At 62.3% G+C, this 20,187-nt stretch carries 18 protein-coding genes and 1 tRNA gene; 11 read left to right on the top strand and 8 right to left on the bottom strand.

Going from position 1 to position 20,187, the window contains the following annotated elements:
- Positions 1-82 precede the first annotated feature (82 nt).
- A complete protein-coding gene (locus IFT98_RS09725; RefSeq protein ID WP_192048295.1) occupies positions 83-718 on the top strand; it encodes a DUF998 domain-containing protein in 636 nt (211 codons plus the stop codon).
- A gap of 4 nt (positions 719-722) precedes the next feature.
- Here IFT98_RS09725 and IFT98_RS09720 read toward each other — a convergent pair whose 3' ends face one another.
- The 4 genes from IFT98_RS09720 to IFT98_RS09705 all read right to left on the bottom strand — a co-directional run bounded on the left by IFT98_RS09720 (position 723) and on the right by IFT98_RS09705 (position 4,979).
- Entirely contained in the window at positions 723-1,052 is a 330-nt protein-coding gene (locus tag IFT98_RS09720) for a DUF202 domain-containing protein (protein ID WP_192048293.1), read from the bottom strand.
- The gene (locus tag IFT98_RS09715) at positions 1,049-1,450 is read right to left on the bottom strand and encodes a YidH family protein (protein WP_122474951.1); all 402 of its coding nucleotides are present in this window, start codon (positions 1,448-1,450) and stop codon (positions 1,049-1,051) included. The genes IFT98_RS09720 and IFT98_RS09715 overlap by 4 nt, the downstream gene beginning before the upstream one ends.
- Positions 1,451-1,537: 87 nt before the next feature.
- Positions 1,538-2,728, bottom strand: a complete 1,191-nt coding sequence (locus IFT98_RS09710) for a GAF domain-containing sensor histidine kinase (RefSeq protein WP_192048850.1) — start codon at positions 2,726-2,728, stop codon at positions 1,538-1,540.
- Between the two features lie 118 nt (positions 2,729-2,846).
- Positions 2,847-4,979, bottom strand: coding sequence for a putative bifunctional diguanylate cyclase/phosphodiesterase (locus IFT98_RS09705; protein WP_192048292.1), 2,133 nt, complete (start codon positions 4,977-4,979; stop codon positions 2,847-2,849).
- 186 nt (positions 4,980-5,165) lie between these two features.
- Here IFT98_RS09705 and IFT98_RS09700 point away from each other — a divergent pair, with 186 nt between their 5' ends.
- Entirely contained in the window at positions 5,166-6,245 is a 1,080-nt protein-coding gene (locus tag IFT98_RS09700) for an MBL fold metallo-hydrolase (RefSeq protein WP_192048290.1), read from the top strand.
- A 12-nt stretch (positions 6,246-6,257) separates the two neighbouring features.
- Here the strand turns inward: IFT98_RS09700 and IFT98_RS09695 are convergent, their stop codons facing one another.
- Both IFT98_RS09695 and IFT98_RS09690 read right to left on the bottom strand, forming a co-directional pair.
- Complete coding sequence (locus IFT98_RS09695; RefSeq protein WP_192048288.1) at positions 6,258-7,169, bottom strand: formate/nitrite transporter family protein; 912 nt, start codon at positions 7,167-7,169, stop codon at positions 6,258-6,260.
- Between the two features lie 104 nt (positions 7,170-7,273).
- Positions 7,274-8,155, bottom strand: coding sequence for an alpha/beta hydrolase (locus tag IFT98_RS09690; protein WP_192048285.1), 882 nt, complete (start codon positions 8,153-8,155; stop codon positions 7,274-7,276).
- A gap of 218 nt (positions 8,156-8,373) precedes the next feature.
- Between IFT98_RS09690 and IFT98_RS09685 the strand changes: the two genes are divergently transcribed.
- The 8 genes from IFT98_RS09685 to IFT98_RS09650 all read left to right on the top strand — a co-directional run bounded on the left by IFT98_RS09685 (position 8,374) and on the right by IFT98_RS09650 (position 17,099).
- Positions 8,374-9,357 (top strand): 2-hydroxyacid dehydrogenase, encoded by a 984-nt coding sequence (locus IFT98_RS09685; protein ID WP_192048283.1) that lies wholly within the window; start codon positions 8,374-8,376, stop codon positions 9,355-9,357.
- 206 nt (positions 9,358-9,563) lie between these two features.
- Complete coding sequence (locus IFT98_RS09680) at positions 9,564-11,504, top strand: flavin monoamine oxidase family protein (protein ID WP_192048281.1); 1,941 nt, start codon at positions 9,564-9,566, stop codon at positions 11,502-11,504.
- Positions 11,505-11,633: 129 nt separating this feature from the next.
- Entirely contained in the window at positions 11,634-12,527 is an 894-nt protein-coding gene (locus tag IFT98_RS09675) for a nitrilase family protein (RefSeq protein ID WP_192048279.1), read from the top strand.
- A 12-nt stretch (positions 12,528-12,539) separates the two neighbouring features.
- Positions 12,540-13,730, top strand: coding sequence for a hypothetical protein (locus tag IFT98_RS09670; RefSeq protein ID WP_192048277.1), 1,191 nt, complete (start codon positions 12,540-12,542; stop codon positions 13,728-13,730).
- A 13-nt stretch (positions 13,731-13,743) separates the two neighbouring features.
- Complete coding sequence (locus IFT98_RS09665; protein WP_192048275.1) at positions 13,744-14,730, top strand: asparaginase; 987 nt, start codon at positions 13,744-13,746, stop codon at positions 14,728-14,730.
- 80 nt (positions 14,731-14,810) lie between these two features.
- A complete protein-coding gene (locus tag IFT98_RS09660; protein ID WP_122714275.1) occupies positions 14,811-15,479 on the top strand; it encodes a UPF0149 family protein in 669 nt (222 codons plus the stop codon).
- A 104-nt stretch (positions 15,480-15,583) separates the two neighbouring features.
- Positions 15,584-15,660, top strand: a tRNA-Val gene (locus IFT98_RS09655).
- A gap of 146 nt (positions 15,661-15,806) precedes the next feature.
- Positions 15,807-17,099: a sensor histidine kinase gene (locus IFT98_RS09650; RefSeq protein ID WP_192048273.1), complete on the top strand. Its 1,293-nt coding sequence runs from the start codon at positions 15,807-15,809 to the stop codon at positions 17,097-17,099.
- A gap of 250 nt (positions 17,100-17,349) precedes the next feature.
- On the opposite strand, the gene IFT98_RS09645 is transcribed toward IFT98_RS09650, so the two are convergent.
- Positions 17,350-17,910, bottom strand: coding sequence for a hypothetical protein (locus IFT98_RS09645; RefSeq protein ID WP_192048271.1), 561 nt, complete (start codon positions 17,908-17,910; stop codon positions 17,350-17,352).
- Positions 17,911-17,983: 73 nt separating this feature from the next.
- A complete protein-coding gene (gene ampC, locus IFT98_RS09640) occupies positions 17,984-19,144 on the bottom strand; it encodes a class C beta-lactamase (protein WP_244650925.1) in 1,161 nt (386 codons plus the stop codon).
- 113 nt (positions 19,145-19,257) lie between these two features.
- On the opposite strand from ampC, the gene IFT98_RS09635 reads away from it, so the two are divergent.
- Entirely contained in the window at positions 19,258-19,632 is a 375-nt protein-coding gene (locus IFT98_RS09635) for a c-type cytochrome (RefSeq protein WP_122795191.1), read from the top strand.
- The last annotated feature ends 555 nt before the right edge of the window (positions 19,633-20,187 follow it).

The raw sequence follows: 20,187 nt of genomic DNA, 5'->3' as shown, positions 1-20,187 counted from the left end.
CTCCATGGCGGGAAAAATTGCTTCGTGACGGCACCGACGCTGTAGTAAGGTCCGGGCCTCTTTTTTATGACGGAGATGCGCTGTGCAGCAGCCGATTCGCAAATTACTCTACCTGGCTGGCCTGATCAGCCCGCTATGGCTGGCCGCAAGCCTCATCGTGACCGGCAGCCTGTATGACGGGTACAGCCACATCGATCAGGCTATGGGTCTGTTGGGCGCCACCGATGCACCCACCCACGCCCTCTGGGCCTGGCTCGGTCACTACCCGCTCGGTCTGCTGTCGATAGCGTTCGGTGTTGGCCTCTACGCGGGCCATGCCCATCTTCGCCTGGCGCGGCTGAGCGCCTCGCTCATCATCGTGCACGGTCTGGCAAGCCTGGCGGCTGGGTACTTCACCTGCGACGTCGGCTGTTCCCTGCAATACCCTTCGACGCAGCAGAACCTGCATACCATCGCCAGCGTGATCATGTCGGCAAGCCTGTTGCTCGCCAGTGCGCTGTGGATTGTCGTGGCACGCCGCGAGGGCCGCAAGGGTTTGGTCTGGTTGTCCCTGATCTGCAGTCTGTTTGCGCTGGGCTGCCTGCCGTGGATGGCAGCGGCCATGGACGTTGGCCGTGGCTTCGGCCTGTTCCAGCGAGTCAACTACTTCGCCTCGCTGCTGTGGGTCGCCGGGCTGGCCTGGGCATTGCTCAAGTCCGAGCGCAACGAGTACGCCTGAGGCGTCACGCCATCAAGGTGATCCAGATGGCCGCGCCGCCGATTACGGTCACCATGCTGCCCAGCCCGAGTACGCCGGTCACGTCGGCCGGGAAGCACGCGCGGCTGATCCCTTCGACCCTGCACTGGTATCGGCGCCGCTGGCTCAGCCAGATCAGCAACGCCCCCAGCAGAGTCAATGCGATCAGGCCGCCGGCGAAGCGGCCGTGGTGGGGCATCCAGCGCAGAAAGAACAAACTCGCCACCAGCATGGCCAACAGGGTTCGCCCCCACGCCAGCAACGTCCGTTCAGGCTGCAGCCCTTCGTCCTGATGCCCCGCCTGCGGCACGCTCATCGCAATACGACGAAGGCTATCAACGCTGCAGTGACCAACGCACCGCCAATGGACAGCAGCGGCACCAGCAACGGGATGGGCAAGGGCTGCTTGTGACGCATCGCCCGTTCCACGTTCAGCCAGCGCAGGCTCGCACTGGCGCTGAGCAGCATGCCCAGCAGCAGCAGGATGACCGCCAGACTCTTGCGAAACTCGGGTGCGAACACGTCTGCAGTGAACGCTTCGACGGCGATGCCGCCGGCCATCAAGGCCAGCGCCGTGCGAATCCAGGCCAGAAACGTGCGCTCGTTGGCCAGAGTGAAGCGCGGGTCGGGCTCGCTGCCGCCCGTGAGCAGCTTCAGCTGCCGCGCGCTGCGTTGTCCATGGGTGGGGGGGATCCCGGGGTCAGGTCTCGCCATGTGTTTGCCAGGCAGGGTGTGAAGGTAAGGCGATGCTACCATCGCCGGCCGTCGTGCCGTCCACTTTCCGCACGTGTCGGCCCGGCCTCAGGCGTCGCCGGTGGTCAGGGGCAGGTGGAAGCTGAACTGCGTGCCGTCTTCATCGCTTGAGGTGACTTCCAGTCGGCCGTCGTGGGCCAGCGCGATCTGGTAGGCAATGTACAGGCCCAGCCCAAGGCCACCGCGCGGGCTGCGCACGCTGGGCCGGGCAAAGGGCTTGAACAACTGCGAGCGCACGTTCTCGCCGATCGCCGGCCCACGGTTATGCACCGACAGCATGAATGCCTGATCGGACAGCCGGCCGCACACGCGCACCTCGCTGTCCGCAGCACCGTGGATGATGGCGTTGGACACCAGGTTGGAAAGCAGTTGGCCAATGCGCTCCTTGTCGCAGAGCACGCCCCGAAGGTCGTCGACATCCATCGTTATGACCCGGTCGGGATGGATGCGCTGCAGCTCCGAGACCACATGCTCAAGGCTCCGCGTCAGGTCGGCATCGGGCTGCAGGTCCACCACGATGCCGGCACCGAGGCGTCCTCGGGCAAAATCCAGCACATCCTCGATCAGCTGCGAGGCGCGACGTGCGCTGGTCTGGATATGCTTGACGATGCCCAGGCTGCGCTCATCGGTGACGCGTCGCTGCAACAGTTCAGAGCCGGCATTGATGGCAAACAGCGGATTGCGCAGATCATGGCCGAGCACCGCAATGAACTGATCACGCAGATCGGCCATTTCACGTTCTTCCAGCAGCGCGGTGGCCGTGCGCTGGTGCCGCTCTTCATTTTCCATCTGCACCGCCAGCAAACGCGAGAACGATGCCATCATTGGCTCGATGGCGCTGCCTTTCAAACAGGCCGGCCGCGGATCGAGTGCACAGATGGTGCCGAAGAAACTGCCGTCGGCACGGAAGATAGGCGTCGATATATAGCTCTCGAACTGGTAGATGCGCGGCGTGTGATGGTCGCAGTACACCTCGTCCTCGCTCACCTTGTCGATGATGATGGTCTGGCGGGTGGCGCGTATTTCGTGACACAAGGTAGTGGTCACGTCCAGTTCGTCGCCAACCTGCAGGCCAAAGCCGATGTTGTCGAGCACCGCGCAGGTGGTCCACGAGTCGTCGGTGACCCTGGCGACTGCGGCGAAACGCATCCCGGTGGTTTCGCAGATGACCTGCAGGATTGCCGGAACCGCGTCGATACGCGCGAGGGTGGCTATGTCGGCTGCTGCAGTCGTGCCCATGGAGTGCCCATTGTGGTTGCGCATGCCGGAACCATTGCCTGGTCGTGTCCGGACGGTGCACCGATTCTAGCGATGCCGTTCGAGCCTGTAAAAAAATCTTGAGTCCGCACAGCGCATATCAGCTGTACTCACCCGCCTGCGGCAGCGAGTGAGACTTGCGCGCGGCGCTCTGCTGCTTGAGCAAGGGCCCCAGCGTCGCCTGATCCAGGGCCTTGCTCAGATGATCGCCTTGCAGCTCCACGCATCTCTCATGCTGCAGGCCGAGCAGCCGTTGCACGGTGTCGACACCGGCGCCGATCACACGCACCCCCATGGCCTCGCCCAAGTCAATCATTCCGCGCACCATTGCGCGGTCCTGCGCGTTGTCAGCCATGCCGGCAACGAAGCGTCGTTCGATCTTCAACCCATTGAAGGGATACAGACGCAGATACCCCAGGGAGCAATAGCCACTGCCGAACTCATCGAGAATCAGACCTGTACCCAACTCCTTCAGAGCGGTCAGCGCACCGACGGCACCATCTGCACAGCCCAGCATCACTTGCTCGGCGACCTGCACCTGCAGACGGCTGGCAGGCAAGCGGGCATCGGCCAGCGCGTCACGAACATCACGCGCAACATCGCCGCGGCTGAAATGCGCCGGTGCCAGGCTCAGCGACACGGCAATCGACTGTGGCCAGTGGCGTGCGGCCTTGCAGGCCTCGCCCAACATCCAGCGGCCGATCGCTACGATCAAGTCGCTGCGCTCGGCCAAGGGCAGGAAAACATCCGAGGTGAGCAAGCCTTCGACCGGGTGCTGCCAGCGCAGCAGTGCCTCGACGGCGACCACTTGGTCGGCGTCGGCGCTGAACCTGGGCTGAAAGTGCAGCAGCAGCTGTTCGTGGCGTATGGCTGATGCCAGATCGTTTTCCAGTTGCCTGAGCTGGTTCTGCCGGTCCAGGGCGGGCGCAAAATGCTGCCAGCTTCCGACGCCCCGGGCCTTGGCCTGACGCAAGGCAACGTCTGCGCAGCGAATCCACTCGTTGGCATCGCCACGTGCGGGCTGCTCATGCACCACGCCGATGTTCACGCCCACCTGTAGCTGTTTGATGCCATGCACGATCGGACGCTGGATGTTGTTGATCAGGCGCTGGCAGAAATGCTCGATCTCGATCATCTCGTCGATGCTGGCCAGTACGAGCATGAACTGCCCGGCATGCAGTCGTGTCACCAGATCATTGCTGCGTGTGCTGTCGCGCAGGCGGCTGGCAACCGTGCGCAGAACACATTCGCGTGCAGGCTTGTCCAGGGATTCCTGCAGTTCGTCGAACCCTTCCAGATCCAGCAACAGCAAGGTCAATGGCAACGGACGCAGGCGATCGGCGAGGGTCTGGTCAAGGAACCGCGTCAGGGCATGCTCATCCCCCAGACCTGTTACCGCATCGTGGGTCGAGCGGTGGGCCAGCTGAGCCTGGGCGCTGACCTGGTCGGTGATGTCGACCAGCGTGCCGCGATAACCGACCACGCGTGATTCACGCACGATGGGCCGCGCGGCGATGCGGCTGTGGCGCATCTGCCCGGCGCTGTCGCGGTAGCTGCAACGCAACTGACCAGCCCCTGCTGCTGCGCTGGTGTTACCCAGCTGTTGCAGCCATTGGCCCGGAGGCAGGGTTTCGCACTGCAGCAGCAGTTCAATAGGCTGGCCCAGCCAGGCATCATCAGCAAACCCGGTGGAGGCGGTGAATTCCGAGGACAGATAACTGACCCGCAGGAACTCGTCGGTCTCCCATATCCAGTCCGAACTGGCGCTGGTCAGGTCTCGCAGGCGCTCTTCGCTCGATTGCAGGGCTCTATGTTCGTTCTGCAACCGCGCATGGTCCTGGTCGATGTCGCGCAAGCTGCGCAACGTCCTGAGCAACAGCCCGCCGGAGACGATCAGCACGACGAGCAACAATGCGGCAATCGTCGACGGCGACATGGCCCAGAGCGGTTCGCTACCTGGTGGTGGCGTCTGGAGAGGCAGTCCTGTGCCGGTATCTTCTAGAGAGATCAGCGGCCGACCACTGTTTTCGCCCAGATCGCGCTCGCCACTCACACTGTCCGCAGCGACCGTTTCTGCCGATGGGTTGCCGGCGCGATCCACCGAGCCGGGAACGCCGAGCACGGCGCCGCCGGCAATCAGCACGCTGGCAAGGATGGGCAGCACGAACGCCAGCACCAGAAGCCGTGCGCGGCGTGAATAGCGGGAAGGGTTGGCGGCATCAACAACATTCATGAGCAGCGGTCCTTGCGAACAGACGTTTCTTGAGCTCATCTGGACGGTTGCGCCCGCGACATGGTTCCCGATGGGCGACCAAGCGCCGGATGCAGTCACCGTCCCGGCGCTCGGGGCCGGGCACGGGCTTCTCACGCCAGGCCGAAAGCGTATGCTGTAGCACGCATCTTCCAGCCAGAGGGCTGCATGAATATTCCACTGCTTTTCGGAGTGCTTGCGCTTATGACGTCGTTTTCACCTAACGCCGAAGAACTGCCAACCTCGTTGCGCGAGGACGGCCAGTATCGCAATCAGGTGGTCCTGCCCAAGGACGGCTTCATGAAGAAGCTGCGCATCGGCATCAAGTACCTACTGTTGAGCAAGCCGCCAGGAACCCGTCCGCAGGCAGCGTTGCCAGTCGAGCGCCTGTCTCGCCAGCAACTGCTGGCGGCGCCGGACTACAGCCTGTGGCGGTTGGGGCACTCGACCGTGCTGCTGAAGATGAATGGCCAGTTCCTGATGACCGACCCGGTCTTTTCCGAGCGCGCCTCGCCTGTCCAGTGGGCGGGCCCGTTGCGCTTCCACCAGCCGCCGATCAGCATCGCCGACCTGCCGCCAATCAAGGCCGTCATCCTTTCCCACGACCACTACGACCATCTGGACGAGCACGCGATCAAGGCGCTGGCAGACAAGACCGAATACTTCCTGACCACTCTGGGCGTGGGCGACCGCCTGCTCGACTGGGGCGTGCCTGCCAGCAAGGTGCGCCAGTTGGACTGGTGGCAGGAAACAGAAGTGGGCGGATTGCGTCTGGCGGCAACCCCTTCGCAGCATTTTTCCGGGCGCAGCCTGTTCGACAGCAACAGCACCCTATGGGCATCGTGGGTGGTCATCGACAAGGACTTCCGGCTGTTCTTCAGCGGCGATACCGGTTACTTCCCAGGCTTCAAGCAGATCGGCGAGCGGTTCGGCCCCTTCGACCTTACCCTGATGGAAACCGGCGCCTACAACGTCGCCTGGCCGAACGTGCACATGCAGCCCGAAGAATCCCTGCAGGCGCACCTGGATCTGCGCGGCAAGACGCTGCTGCCGATCCACAATGGGACCTTTGACCTTTCGATACACGATTGGCACGAACCTTTCGATCGCATCAGCGCACTGGCGCAGGCCAAGAGCGTGCCGTTGAGCACCCCGCGGATGGGGGAACGCGTCGACATGCGCAATCCCCAGGCCGGTGTGCACTGGTGGGAGCAGGTCGATTCACCGGCCCCCGTGGCGACGCCCTGATGCGGCACGAGCTCAAGCGTCGGCGTTGGGTTCCTTGCGCGCCTTGCCTTGGCCATCGTCCTTGGGCGGCAGGCCGCTTTCGCTTCTGATCTGCGCATGGCTGATCAGGGCGAAAATGAAGCTGCCGCCGATGATGTTGCCGGCCAGCGTCGGTGCGGCAAAGTCGAGCCAGAAGGCTTTCCAGTCCAGTTCGCCTGCCCACACCAGGTAGGAGACCTCCGCCGAGCCCACGACGATGTGGGTGAAGTCGCCCAGTGCCATCAGGTAGGTGACCAGGATGATGATCCACATCTTGGCGCTTTCCTGCGAAGGGATCATCCACACCATGGTGGCGATCATCCAGCCCGAGATGATGCCTTTGGAAAACATCTGCGACAGGTCGTTTTCCATCACCTTGCGGCCAATTTCCAGAAAGGCCACATCGGTCTTGGCATCGAAGATCGGCAAATGCAGCATGACGTAGGACACCAGCAAGGTCCCCGCCAGGTTACCTGCCAGGACCACGCCCCACAGCTTGAACAGCCGGCCGAAGTTGCGCAGGCTCGGCTTGCTCATGATCGGCAAGACGGCCGTCAGGGTGTTTTCGGTGAACAATTGCTGGCGTGCCAGAATCACCGCAAGAAAGCCAGCCGAGTAGCCCAGGCTGGCGATGACCTTGCTGGTTTCGCCATCGGGCAGGCGCGAATTGAACAGCCCCATGGCCATCAGCGACAGTCCCATGGTCAGCCCGGCAGCCAAGGCAGACCACCACAAGGCGGCTACCGTGCGTTCGAGTTCGTGGTCACCCTGTATGCGAATGGTTTCATGCAGCACCGCCGCGCGGGGCGGCTGGTTTTCATGGACCTCGGCTTTTTCGTCGGCCGACAGGCCAGGGGTCTTGCCGTCTGCTTCAGAAGCATCAAGGCTGGGTTCGTGCTTTTCCATGGAGGTTCCTGCGAATGCGGTGGCGCGCGTGCCCGGTGCACGGCTGCCACAGCACAGACCTTCGCGGCGCTGAATAAGTTGCGTCACTGCCCGCCAGGCGTCGGCTACAGCCCGAATACCTCGCGCAGCGCCTTGGCGTACGCCTGGCTGCCCAGGGTCATGCTGTTGTTGTGCGTACCTCCGGGTACCAGCAGCAACCGCTTGGGTTCGGCAGCGGCGTCGAACAGCTCCTGGCTGAAACGCGCCGGCACATAGCGGTCATCCAGACCATGAACGATCAGCACCGGGATGCCGATGTCGCCGATCTTGTCGATGGAGTCGAATTTCTCCGACATGATCCAGCGTACGGGCAGGGACGTATTGGCCACAGCCGCTGCAGCGGCGGCCAGGTCGGTGAAAGTGGACTCCACGATCAGCCCGGCGGCCTTGGGTTCGTCACCCTCGGCCAGATGCTCTGCCAGGTCCACCGCGATGGCACCGCCTAGCGAATGGCCATAGATGAATCGTCGCTCGGCGTCGGGCTGCAGCTGCACCAGTCGGGCCCAGGCAGCCTGGGCGTCCTGGTACACGGTGCGCTCCGACGGCAGCTCGCCAGGGCTTTCGCCGAAACCGCGGTAGTCGATGGCCAGCACCGAGAAGCCCAGCTCCCGCAACTGACTGATGCGCCGCACTTGTGCCGTCAGGTTCCAACGAGTGCCGTGCAGATACAGCACCGCCGGCGCATCGGCGCGGGGCGCTGGCCACCACCATGCATGCAGGTACTGGGTGCTGCTCAAGGCCTTCTCGACCGGAATCTGTAGTTCGGTTACCCCGGAAGGCAATCCCGAGTACCAGCTGGCTGTACCCGGTTCGATGTTGAACAGCAACTGCCGCTCTTTATAAGCCAGTTGCGAACAGCCATACGGCAAGCCTACGCCGATAGCCAAAGCCAGCAGCAGAAAGGGCAGCCAACGCCGACGACGTGGCGCGGTGGTAGGTGTCACCATGCATGCAAACTCCAAACGGTTCTGTGTACTGGACAGGAACGCACCAGAGGCTGTTCATTGCAAATTGATTTCAAGCGGTGTCAGGGGTCGCTCGGGGCGGTTGTCCGGTGCGCATTGCGCACGCTCTATTGCCATCGCCGAGCCGATATTCTACTGTCCGCCCACTACCGATGTTTGCGCTACCATTGCCCGCAGCGCTACGCCACAAGAGGACGCACATGAAAATCGTGATGGTGGGAGAGGCCGCGACACACCGCGAGGAACTCTCCGCTGGCTTGAGCTACCCGGCGCAATTCGTCGCGCTGCCCCGTGAGGCACAGGAATCGGCTGCCTGGGATGCGCAGATCGAAGGCGCCGACGTGCTGGTCTCGATGCGTTTCCAGCGCACTGGCCCCGCACCGGCGTTCCGCCTGTTGCACGTACCCGGCGCCGGCCTGGATGGCATCGACTTCGCCGCGCTGCCCCCCGGTGCCACTGTCTGCAATGTGTTCGAGCATGAAATTCCCATGGCTGAATACGCCTTGGCCTGCATGCTCGAACACCAGGTGGAATTGGCGGTTCTGCGTGCGCGCTTCAGTACCGAACACTGGACGGGCGCCTACCTGAAGCGTCAGCCGCGCGGCGAGCTGTTCGGCAAGACCGTGGTCATCGTCGGCTTCGGCCGTATCGGCCAGGCTGTTGCCAGCCGCGCCCAGGCCTTCGGCCTGAACGTCATCGCCATTTCCGCACGCGCCGAAGGCGGGCGTGTCGAAGGCCCCATGGATGAAGCGTACCCACCCGGTGAGCTCGACCAGGCACTCACGCGCGCCGATTTCGTCATCCTCACCTGCCCATTGAACGCGCGCACCCGCGGCTCGTTCGGCGCTGCGCAGTTTGCCGCAATGCGCCAGGATGCCGTCCTGATCAACATCGCCCGCGCCGCCGTGGTCGACCCTCACGCGCTCTACCAGAGCTTGCGTGACAGCCGCATCGCCAAGGCTTATCTGGATGTGTGGTACCGCTACCCCAGCGGCGACACCGACCCGGTCGCACCAGCCGAATACCGCTTCGAAGACCTCCCCAACGCCTACTGCACCCCCCACGCTTCCGGCTGGACCCACGGCCTGTTCGAACGCCGATACGCCTTCATAGCCGCCAACATCAACCGGCTGCACCAAGGCCAGCCCCTCCAGAACGTCGTTACAAACCCCCGTCCCGTCTAACACCCGACGCGGCGACACACCCGGCCCCCTGTAGCAGCGGCGCGAGCCGCGTCCGGCCATACCGCAACTTCCCTGAACCACCGCACCTGCTTCCCACATACGCCCCAAATCCTTCCTACACCGCTGCCCCCCAATCCCTCTGCCTGGACGCACCACGGCTTCGCACACTGACGCCTCCTCAATCCGATCGACAAGGACTGTCATTCATGACCATTGGCTCATCCCACAACCATCCCGCCGACATCGCGGCCGCCGTGCAAAACCCCGCCAGCCTGCCGTGGGCCGCCCGCTTTCCCAACCCTCCGGATCTATGCTTCGACTATCGCCGCCTGCTCGAACAACCCGGCGGCATTGCGCACGCAGGTAACGCACACCACCGCATCTGCATCATCGGCGCGGGCGTCGCAGGGTTGGTGGCAGCCCGCGAACTGCTGCGCTGTGGCTTCGAACGCATCACCTTGATCGAGCAGTCGCGTCGCCTCGGCGGACGTCACCTCACCGTGCAGGTCGACAGCCCTCAATCCACGGCGCCCTCGACGCCTTTCGAAATGGGCGCCATGCGCATGCCCTTTTTCAATCGCACTGGCGAGGCGCCTGTAGACGGCCGCTCATTGATGGCCTACTACGCTGGCCTCTACGACCTCAAGACCTCAGACTTCCCCAATCCCGGCACGCCCTTCGTACGCTCCACCGGTATCTATCTGCGCGAAGGTCAACTTGAAGGGCAGACCGAACCTCAGTTGCTGATCTGGAACAACCCTGACGGCAGCACGGCGCCGCCGACCGCAGTGCTGCAAGCCGTCTACCGGAAATGGAAGCTGTTCGCCGAGCGCATGGCGACCCAGGTCGCCGCCGTGTTCGGCAGTGAAGAGTGGCCGGCCCTGTGGTCTGCCATTGTCACGCGCTACCAGCATGTACCATTCCGCGAACTGGTTCGCTCTCCAGCCATCGCTCTCTGGGATCCCGACCAGCCAGGAGACTTCGGTGGCCTGGGCATGTCGGCCGACGAATCTTCGATCTTCTACGCCATCGGCATAGGCGACGGCAGCTGGGGCGCTTTCTACGACGTGTGCAGCCTTTATCCACTGCGCACCGCGATCTTCGGCTTCAGCAGCCATCTGCAACTGGTTCATGGTCGCGTCGATGGCCAGGGCAAGCCGCTGGCCGCTCCGTTCCTCACGGAGCAAGCCGTGACCGACTCCAAGGGCGTGTCGTTCGCCACACCTCGCTATCTGGGTCTGGCCGCATTGGATGAGTGCCTGATGTTCATGCCCCTGGAGGAGGGCGCTCGCTCGCCCTACGAGCGATTGCGCGAGCAGCCTGCGGGCCTGATCACCGACAGTCCCGTGAACAGCCTCACGCGACTGGCCGACGGCCGCATTGAAGTGGGTTACCGCTGGCATCAAAGCGACGCACTGGCCAGCCGGCAAGTGAAGCAGAGGTTCGACTCGGTCATCGTCACGGTGCCCTCCTGGATCCTCGAAACGCGCATCCAGGTGGCAGGTTTCACCCCGGCCATGCTGCCCCAGCCCACCATCAATGCCTACAAGACCGCACACTGGGAAACCAGCTGCAAAGTCTACGCGCCGCTGAAGAAAACCTTTCTCTCGGCCAGGCGTGACATACCGCAGATACTCATCACCGACAGTTTCGTGCACGACGTTTACGCCTATCGCTACAACGACAGCTATGCCTATGACTGCATCCTGCTCAGCTACACCTGGGAGGACGATGCGACCAAGCTGGCGGCGTTCAGCGATGCCGAGCTGGTCGACAACTGTGTGCGCGAGCTGGACCGCATCCTGCTGCGCTGCAGCAATGTCGGCTCGCGCATTTCTCCGTTCATCGACACCACCAACGCACGTGTGCAGCGCTGGGTCACGGACCGCAATGCGCTGGGCTGCGCCAAGCTCTACCGCGCCGGCGCCTACCAGGATGCGGTCGGGCTGATGAGCTACAACCGCGACTACAGCAGCCTGTCCGGGCTGTACTTCGCGGGTGAGTCTTTTTCGGTCGACGCCGGCTGGACCGAACCGGCCCTGCGCGGCGCCGTGGATGCGGTGATCAACCTCTGCGCCAACCAGGGTGCCACGTTCAACGGCGGATTCGATCTGTCCCATTACCCTCGGTATGGCACCGAGTCCTGAACGACCTGGTACTCCTTGGCACTACTTGCCGGATTAATCCTACAGATGCTTGGGAAGCGTCCGGTTTTATCATCTAAACGAATGCGTTTTCATGCGGAGGCAATCCAAAAACAACAAAAAGGTGCCTCCATGTCCTCCGCTTCCGCTATCAGCCCCGTGCGGGTCGCTGTCGTTCAGTTCGATCCACAATGTGGCCTCGAACATTGCTCGTTCAACCTGTCCCATAGCCTTCACCTGGCCCAGCGCGCCGTTGCAGGGGGCGCCCAACTGATCGTGCTGCCGGAGCTGGCCAACACCGGCTACGCCTATCGCAACCGCGAAGAAGCCTTCGCGCTGGCCGAGGCCGTGCCTGAAGGCCCCAGCGCGCAGGCCTGGATCGACTTCGCGCGCGAACATCAGGTCTATCTCGCCGCCGGCTTGGCGGAACGCGATGGTCACAAGCTTTACGACTGCGCTGTGCTGGTGGGCCCCGAAGGTTTCATCGGCAAGTACCGCAAGGCACATCTCTGGAACCTTGAAAAACTCTGGTTCAGTCCCGGCAACCTCGGTTTTCCGGTGTTCGAAACGCCCATCGGGCGCATCGCGCTGATGATCTGCTGGGACGTCTGGTTTCCGGAAGTGCCACGCCTGCTCAGCCTGCAGGGTGCCGACATCATCTGCAGCCTGAACAACTGGGTGTGGACACCGCCGCCCCTGTTCGACGAAACCGGCAAATGCATGGCGTCGTACCTGACCATCACTGCAGCACACGTCAACAATACCTTCATCGCTGCGGCCAATCGCATTGGCACCGACCGCGGCGATCGCTTCCTCGGCTGTTCGTTGATCGCCGGAACCAACGGTTGGCCGCTCAGCGCGGTGGCCGGGGCCGAAGAGGAAACCATCCTTTATGCCGACATCGACCTCGTCTCTGCACGTAGTGCACCGATCTGGAACAGCCTCAACGATCTGCCGCGTGACCGCCGGGTCGACCTCTATGGCTCGATGCTGGGCTATGACCGTCACGCCGCGCTGCCGCGCTGAGGAGGTCTGGCCATGCAAACTTCTCTGCACGACACGCAAGCCCGCACATCCAGCGGAACCCTCACTGGCCTGTTGATACTGTCGCTGGCCATTACCCTGACCGTGATCAGCGGCAAGCTGCTGGCCGTCGATGCGCTATGGCCCAGCTATGGCGACATGATGGCTAATCTGCACCATCCCGCGGCCTGGTGGCGCTGGGTGGTGGGTGATATCAGCGAAGTCGCGTTCTACAAACATGAGTTCGCCTCCATCGGCCTGCTTGCGGGTGCAGGGCTGGGCTGGTGGGCCAATCGCACCGGCAAGCGCTGGCAGGGCTTCGCCATCTGCTACGGCACCGGATTATGGCCGTGGGTGGTGACCAGCTCGCTGCTCGGCCTGGGTCTGGGCAATCTGCTCTGGGGCTGGACGCTGTCGGCCGATACCTGGCAGCCGACCTTCGTCGCTTTCGTGTCCATGCCAGCAGCCACGGTGCTGTTGTTCGGGCGTGGCTGGCGCGTGGCGCTCACCGGAGCCGTCATGGGCGCCGTGCTGATCACCCCGGCCTGCCTGCTGATGGTCAAGTACGTGTGTACCCCGCTGGCATTGCCAGTGGTGATCGGCAATGTCACCGGCATGGCAGTGGGCAGCGTGATCGGCTTCCTGCTGTGCAAGCGTTTCCCGGTGCTGGTCAGGCCCGATGCGGCACCGGCGACAGCGCCACCGGTAATGACTCCGACGCCGGATTACGGTGTGCGCTGGACCTTGCGCCGCATTCTTGCGGACTTCTCCGAGGCACCGTTTTTCGGCAATGAATGGGCAAGCCTGGGGTTGGTGCTGGGCGCGCTGCTGGCGCTGATGCTGAATCCGGCCAGTCCGTTCTACGGTTCCGGTTGGCTGTTGCAACTGTTGGCGGCGCAAACCCTGGCTTCAGCGCTGGGAGTGCTGATCTGGCGCCACCAATGGATTGCCCGCGGCTGGTATCCGACCTACATTCCTGTCGTCTCGGTAGCCCCCGCCGCCATTCTCGTCCATGGTGGCAGCCTGTCCGTGATCATCCTCAGTGCCGCGTTGGGCGCACTGCTGGCCCCGCCGCTTGCCGTGGCCATCAGCCAGCGGCTGCCTTCTTACATGCATGGCTACATCGGCAACGTGCTGTCCATGGCAATCAGCACCGTGCTCATCCTTCCGCTGATCGGCCTGATCATCGGCAGCTCGAACCTTTGACGGAGTACCGCCCATGGCTCTACCCAGAATTTCCGTAGGTGCCCTGGGCGGCACCATCAGCATGCAGACCCAGGCCACTGGGGTGGGTGTGCAGCCCAGCTTGAGCGGGCAGGGCATGGTGGATCTGCTGCCCGAGTTGACGTCGCTGGCCGAGGTTCAGGTGCACACACTGAGCCTGCTGCCCAGCGCCTCCTTGAGTTTCCAGGCCTTGCTCGAGGCCCTGGAATGGGCCCGTGGCTGTGTCACGGCCGGAGCCGTCGGCGTGGTCTTGAGCCAAGGCACCGATACCCTGGAAGAAGCCGCCTTCTTCCTCGATCTGCTGTGGGATCTCGACGAACCTCTGGTACTGACGGGCGCCATGCGTGCGGCATCGCACTGCGGTGCCGATGGCCCGGCGAATCTGCTGGCTGCAAGTCAGGTGGCGCTGGCCGAACACAGTCGCGGGCGTGGGGTGTTGGTAGTTATCAACGATCAGGTGCACTCGGCGTCCCGGGTGCGCAAGGTAGCGGCACTGGCCATGGATGCCTTCGTCTCGGCACCCTACGGGCCGATCGGCTTGATGATCGAAGGTCGGGTGCACTACGCCGCCGCGCCTGCAGCGCGCTGCTGCCTGCCGTATCCCATCCGAACCGATCACACCGTGTTGCTGCTGGAGGCCACACTGGATGCAGACACCTTGTTGCTCGACAGGGTCGTCGACGCCGGGTATCGGGGCGTGGTCATTGCCGGTTTCGGCGCCGGGCATGTCTCGCAGTGCTGGGCCGCCAGCCTGCAAGTCATTGGCCAGCATATGCCGGTCATAGTGGCCACTCGCACGGGCAGTGGGCCAACGGCCAGCGGCAGTTACGGTTTTGTAGGCGGCGAGGTGGATTTGCAGGCGAAAGGCGCCGTGATGGGCGGCTTTCTCTGCCCGCGCAAATGCAGGATCCTGCTCTGGCTGTTGGTTGGCAGCGGCCAAGAGCAAGACATCAGGCGTTACCTGAGCCCGTCGGACAACTGATCAGCAGCAGATCCGGGGACATCGTGCACGCTGGCGGCTACAATGCGGGCATTCTTTTTGATGACCCGACCGAGCAGACCATGGCCTACAACATCAGCAATGACGCGCTGACCGACGCACAACTGGATTACGTAGAAGACGTACTGGGGCAATACGCCAGCGAGAAATCGGTCGGCAGCATCTCCGAGCTCGATGGCTTTTTCACAGCTATCGTTTCGTGCCCTCAGGCAATCGCTTTCGACGACTGGTACGCAGCGCTGTGGGGTGGGCCTGATCAGTTGCCGGTCTTCAAGGACGACAAGCAGTTCGAGAAATTCTTCGACCTCCTCATCCAGCACATGAATCAGTTGGCCATGTTGCTGGAGGAAGACTTCGAAAACTTCGCGCCGATCTTCAATCTGTTCGACGACGAAGACGTCGTCAGTGTCGAGGACTGGTGCTATGGCTATGAGCGTGGGGTCGTGGTCGGTGGCAGCTGGCTCGACATGCCTGATCAGGAACAGGACCTGCTGGCGTTGATCACGCTGCACACGCAAGGTGTCGACCTCTTGAAGCATGACGCATCAGGCGAGCAACTGGACGCCGAGGAGGCCATGGAAATGATTCAGATGGCCGCCATCCGTCTGCACCAGTACTGGTTCGAGCGTCGTCCGGGCAAGACGCCCGTCACTGCCGACACCAAGACGGGTCGCAACGATCCCTGCCCGTGTGGCAGCGGCAAGAAGTTCAAGCAATGCTGCCTGCATTGACGGACGCATCGAATGCATCCACTGCAAGTGAGCGATTTTTTTACCAGTGACGGCAAATTGCCGTTGACAGTGGCGCACCAATCCGTAAAATTGCGCGCCACAGCAGGCACGTAGCTCAGTTGGTTAGAGCACCACCTTGACATGGTGGGGGTCGTTGGTTCGAGTCCAATCGCGCCTACCAAACAAAATCCGCTCTGCTGGGCGGTGCAGAAGGGCGATCCGGAAGGGTCGCCCTTTTTCGTTCATGCGCAATATGCCCGCACATGCTTGCCGCCATGGCTCACCGCGCGCATTATCGCCGATCAATTCCTTCACCTGGCCTTTTGCATGTCTCACAGCCCGGCCCCATCGCCTATCGACGAGTCCGAACGCCTGGCTGCGCTCGAACATCTGAGTGTGCTCGACAGTGTCCCGGAGCCGGGTTTTGACGATATCGTCCAGTTGGCGACTCAGCTGTGCAAGGCGCCCATCGGCCTGGTTTCTCTGGTGGATCGCGAGCGTCAGTGGTTCAAGGCATGTGTGGGGCTCGACGTATCCGAAACCCATCGCGACCTGGCGTTCTGCGCCCATGCCATCCTCGCGCCTGATGCCGTGATGATCGTGCACGACACTCACCTGGATCCGCGCTTCATGGGCAGTCCGCTCGTGTTGGGCCCTCCCTACATCCGCTTCTATGCCGGCGCGCCGATCATCTCGCGTCAGGGTTTGGCACTGGGGACGGTATGCGTCATCGATACCGTGCCGCGTACGCTGGATGCGGCGCAGTGCAGCGCCTTGCAGGCCTTGGCACGGCAAACGGCTGCGCAATTGGAGTTGCGCCTGCTCAGTGCCGAGCGCGAGCAACAGACCCTCGCCTTGTCCCGTCAGCTCGACAGCGTGCTGGGCGAGCACCAGCAAACCCTGCAGACCCTGCGCCACGCCCAACGGGTTTCCTCGCTGGGTCAACTTACTGCTGGTATCGCCCACGATTTCAACAACCTGTTGCAGGCCGTCAGTGCCAGCCTGCAGATGACTCGCCTCAAGGCACGCAAGCCCCTGGAAGTCGAACGCCTTACCGAAATTGGTCTGCAGGCGGTTCGGCAGGGCGCGCAATTGATTCATCACCTGCTCGCCTTCGCCCGTCGCGAGGAGCCCAGCGTGCAGGCGGTCGTACTCGACGAGCGGATCGAGCACAACAGTGACCTGTTCGGTCGCGCGCTCGGTACGGCGACGAAGGTGCAGCTGGATCTGCAGGCGCCAGCACAGGCGGTGATGTGCGACGCCCATCAACTGGACGCTGCGTTGCTCAACCTGCTGGTCAATGCGCGCGATGCGCTACGCGGTGCCGGGCAGATCCGCGTGGCCACCTGTGAACGTGTCGTCTGCGGTGACGCCCAACTGGCCGACGGTACATACCTTTGCCTGAGCGTTGCGGACGACGGGCCGGGCATCCCGGAAGAGGTACTGGCCCAGGTCTTCGAACCGTTCTATACCACCAAGGCTGCCGGACAGGGTACGGGGCTTGGGTTGTCGCAGGTGTACGGTTTCGCGTCGAGCGCAGACGGTATCGCACGGATCGAGAGCCGGCCGGGGGAGGGCACCACTGTGACCCTTTGGTTGCGCCGGGCAGCAGCGGTATAGCGAATCACTTACACGTCGTGGCTCCAATCGCCTCTATTGCGATCACCGTCATCACAGTAATCTAGCCTCACTAACTGAGACGAAGGATGCGACTCAGGGTCAGGGACGACCGGCCATTGCAAGGAAGCTGCTGACAGGATGTTGGAATGGCTAGACAAAAAACCCGCTTCGGCGGGTTTTTTGTTGGGCGCTGTTTTGTCCTGCGCACAGCAAACCCCCTGCCACAGCGGGGCAGGGTGGGCCGATTCCGTTACTTGCCCGTCACGATATGCTTGACCATGGCCGCATGACCCGTCTGGTCACTGGCGCGCGAGATCACCTGGACAACCGACATGGTCGGTCCCGAGCCGGCCACGAAGGTAGTCGTCATGGTTGCGCCGCCGCCCATGGTCGCTGTGCTGTCGATCTGCTCCACGCCCAGCTTTCGCAAGGTGATGCGTTTTTCCGCAGTCTTCTTGAAGTCAGGCAGTGCAGTCGCCTGTTGCTTGATGAAACCTGCAGTAGCACCCGTCAGGAACTCATCATCGTTGTCGGCAGCATGCCCACCCTTGGGAATGGGCAGCTCAGTGGTCACCACCACGCGTCTTTCCCTTTCATTCATGTACATCATCCCCTTGGCACCTGCAGCTTCGCTTTTCGGATCGGCAGGTGGCAGCGGGTTGGCGGTGTACCCCGCAGGCAGGGTAAACATGAACTTGCCGTCGAGCGTCTTGACGGTCTGCACTTTCGGGGCGCTCGGTGCTGGCTTGGCAGCCCAGGCTACGTTGACCAGGCCGAGCGTGAGAGCGAGAAACAGGCAAGTGCGGCGCATCGACGAAACTCCAATAAGGTCAGGACTCGGATCCTACTCCAGACCCATGGGCTTGAGAACGTGCGTGAACGCCCTACTTGTCCAGTCGCTGGTCCAGTGCCTGGACCAGCTCATGGGCGAACCTGACCCGCGCTTCGTTCGGATAATTCTTGTTCGCAAGCAGTACAACGCCGATTCCACGTGACGGTACAAACGCCACATACCCGCCAAATCCATTGGTGGACCCGGTCTTGTTGACCCATGCCTCGTCCAGGTGCTCCAGCGGGCTTGTGGGTTGGGTGGTCAGGGCTACTGCATTGGAATTGCCTTGCACCAGGGTATCGAGCGCGACGGGGTAGCCGTACTGTTCCCAGATCAGGGCTTGCGTCATGCCACCTACCTTGAAGTAGCCCCTTTGCGTGGCGTCCAGCGCTTCGCGCAGCTTCGCAGGCAAGGCCACCGCTCCGATCTGTGCCTGAACATAATGAAGCATGTCCCGCGCACTGGACTTGAAGCCATAGGCTTCCTCGGCCAATACCGCAGGGTTCAGCCGCACCGGCTGGTCGTTCTTGTCGTAACCCTGCGCATAGCGCGGCAACTGCGCAGTCGGGACATTCAGGTAAGTGTGAGCAAGGCCCAAACCAGGAAGCAGTTTGTCGTGCATGGCTTGGCCGAACGGCATCTTCATGCTCGTGGCTGCGATCATACCGAGCAACCCAATGCTGGGGTTCGCGTAGCTGCGCCGGGTACCCGGTGCATAAGTGGGCTGCCAGTCGCGAAAATACGTCATCAGTTGTGCAGTGTTCTGGATGTCGTCCGGCAGTTGCAGAGGGAATCCGCCGGCGCTGTGGGTGCCCAGGTCGGCAAGGGACGCCTGGTTCAGCGGTGTGCCGCGCAATGTAGGCAGATACTGGCCGGGATGATCGCTCAGGGACAACTGCCCATTGGCTTGCGCGTAGGTAGCGAGGGTGGCGGTGAAAGTCTTGCTGATCGAGCCAAGCTCGAACAGCGTATCTGCGGTAACGGGCGCCTTCGTCTCGCGCGACGCCAGCCCATAGGTGAAGAAGAGCTGCTGGCGACCGTCAGTGATGGCGACCGCCATGCCCGGAATGTTGTATTGCTCCATCAATGATTCGGCCCGAGCCTTTACCAGGCGTTCGACTGCAGGCTGCGCGGCATAGGTGCCGTCGCCCGCCCATGCAGTCGTGATTGCCGCGAAACCCGCAATGACCATGGCTGTGCTGGATCTGCGCATGAGTGACTCCTTTTCCGTTTTTATCGGCAGTGATCACCCTGCATTATCCCGGCATCTCTCTTTGCTGTGTCAGCCGTTATGATGAGCGTCTGTAACAACACCCCCGAGGAAACATGAAATCAGTAACCTGCGCGCTTTTCGCGCTACTGGTCCCGCTGCAGGCCAACGCCCTGGCTGCGGGAGACGCCGTAGCAGGCCAGGCGGCATTCGACAAGAATTGCGGCGGTTGCCACAAGGTAGGTCGCGGTGCCCAGGCCGCATTCGGTCCGCAGCTCAACGGCGTGATCGGCCGCGCGGCGGGAAGCACCAGTGACTACAGCTATTCAGCAGAGATGAAGAACTCGGGCATCGTCTGGACGGCCGAGAAGATCGCTACCTTCGTCGAGGCACCCAGCGATGTGGTACCTGGTACCAAAATGCGTCTGTGGTGGTTCGGCAACGATCAAAAGATGGCCGACCTTCTTGAGTACCTCAAGAGCAATCCCTGAAGCTGGAGCGACACGGTCAGCACACGTGCGGTTTGGATCTCAAGGCAGCATCCTACGATAATCTCGGAACCAGCCTCTTTGACGGGCTGGTTTGCCTTCGTATTCTCCAACCCTTTTCAAGAGGGCATTGGATGTCGAAGGTAATATTGGCAATAGTGATGTGTCTGGCGGGATGCGCTTCGAGTCGTGTCTATATGACAGACCCCACGAATTCGCCAGACCCCTGGCGAAAAGGGCCGGCCTCGCAGCGCGAGCTGCCCATAGGCGATCCCAAGCGGCAGCACGTATGCCAGATCGAGCCCCATCGACCTGAGTGCGCGCTGCCAGGTCCATGACGGCACTATGTCGATGGCGTGAAGGGTGTCGATGGCGTGAAAAGTTTTGCAAAGAGGTGTTGACTCACCCGTAGAATCTAGTAATATTCGCCTCCCGCTGACGAGCAATCGAAAGCGCAAGCGGTTGAAGTTGTTAGAGATTAACTAAACACTTCAAAATAAACGCTTGACAGGATGTGAGGCTAGCGTAGAATGCGCGCCTCGGTTGAGACGAAAGAAT

The organism is Pseudomonas sp. CFBP 8770 (assembly GCF_014841705.1).
Classification (GTDB): Bacteria; Pseudomonadota; Gammaproteobacteria; order Pseudomonadales; family Pseudomonadaceae; genus Aquipseudomonas.
Note: the sequence above shows the minus strand (reverse complement) of the source record. Positions and strands in the feature narration are given on the sequence as shown.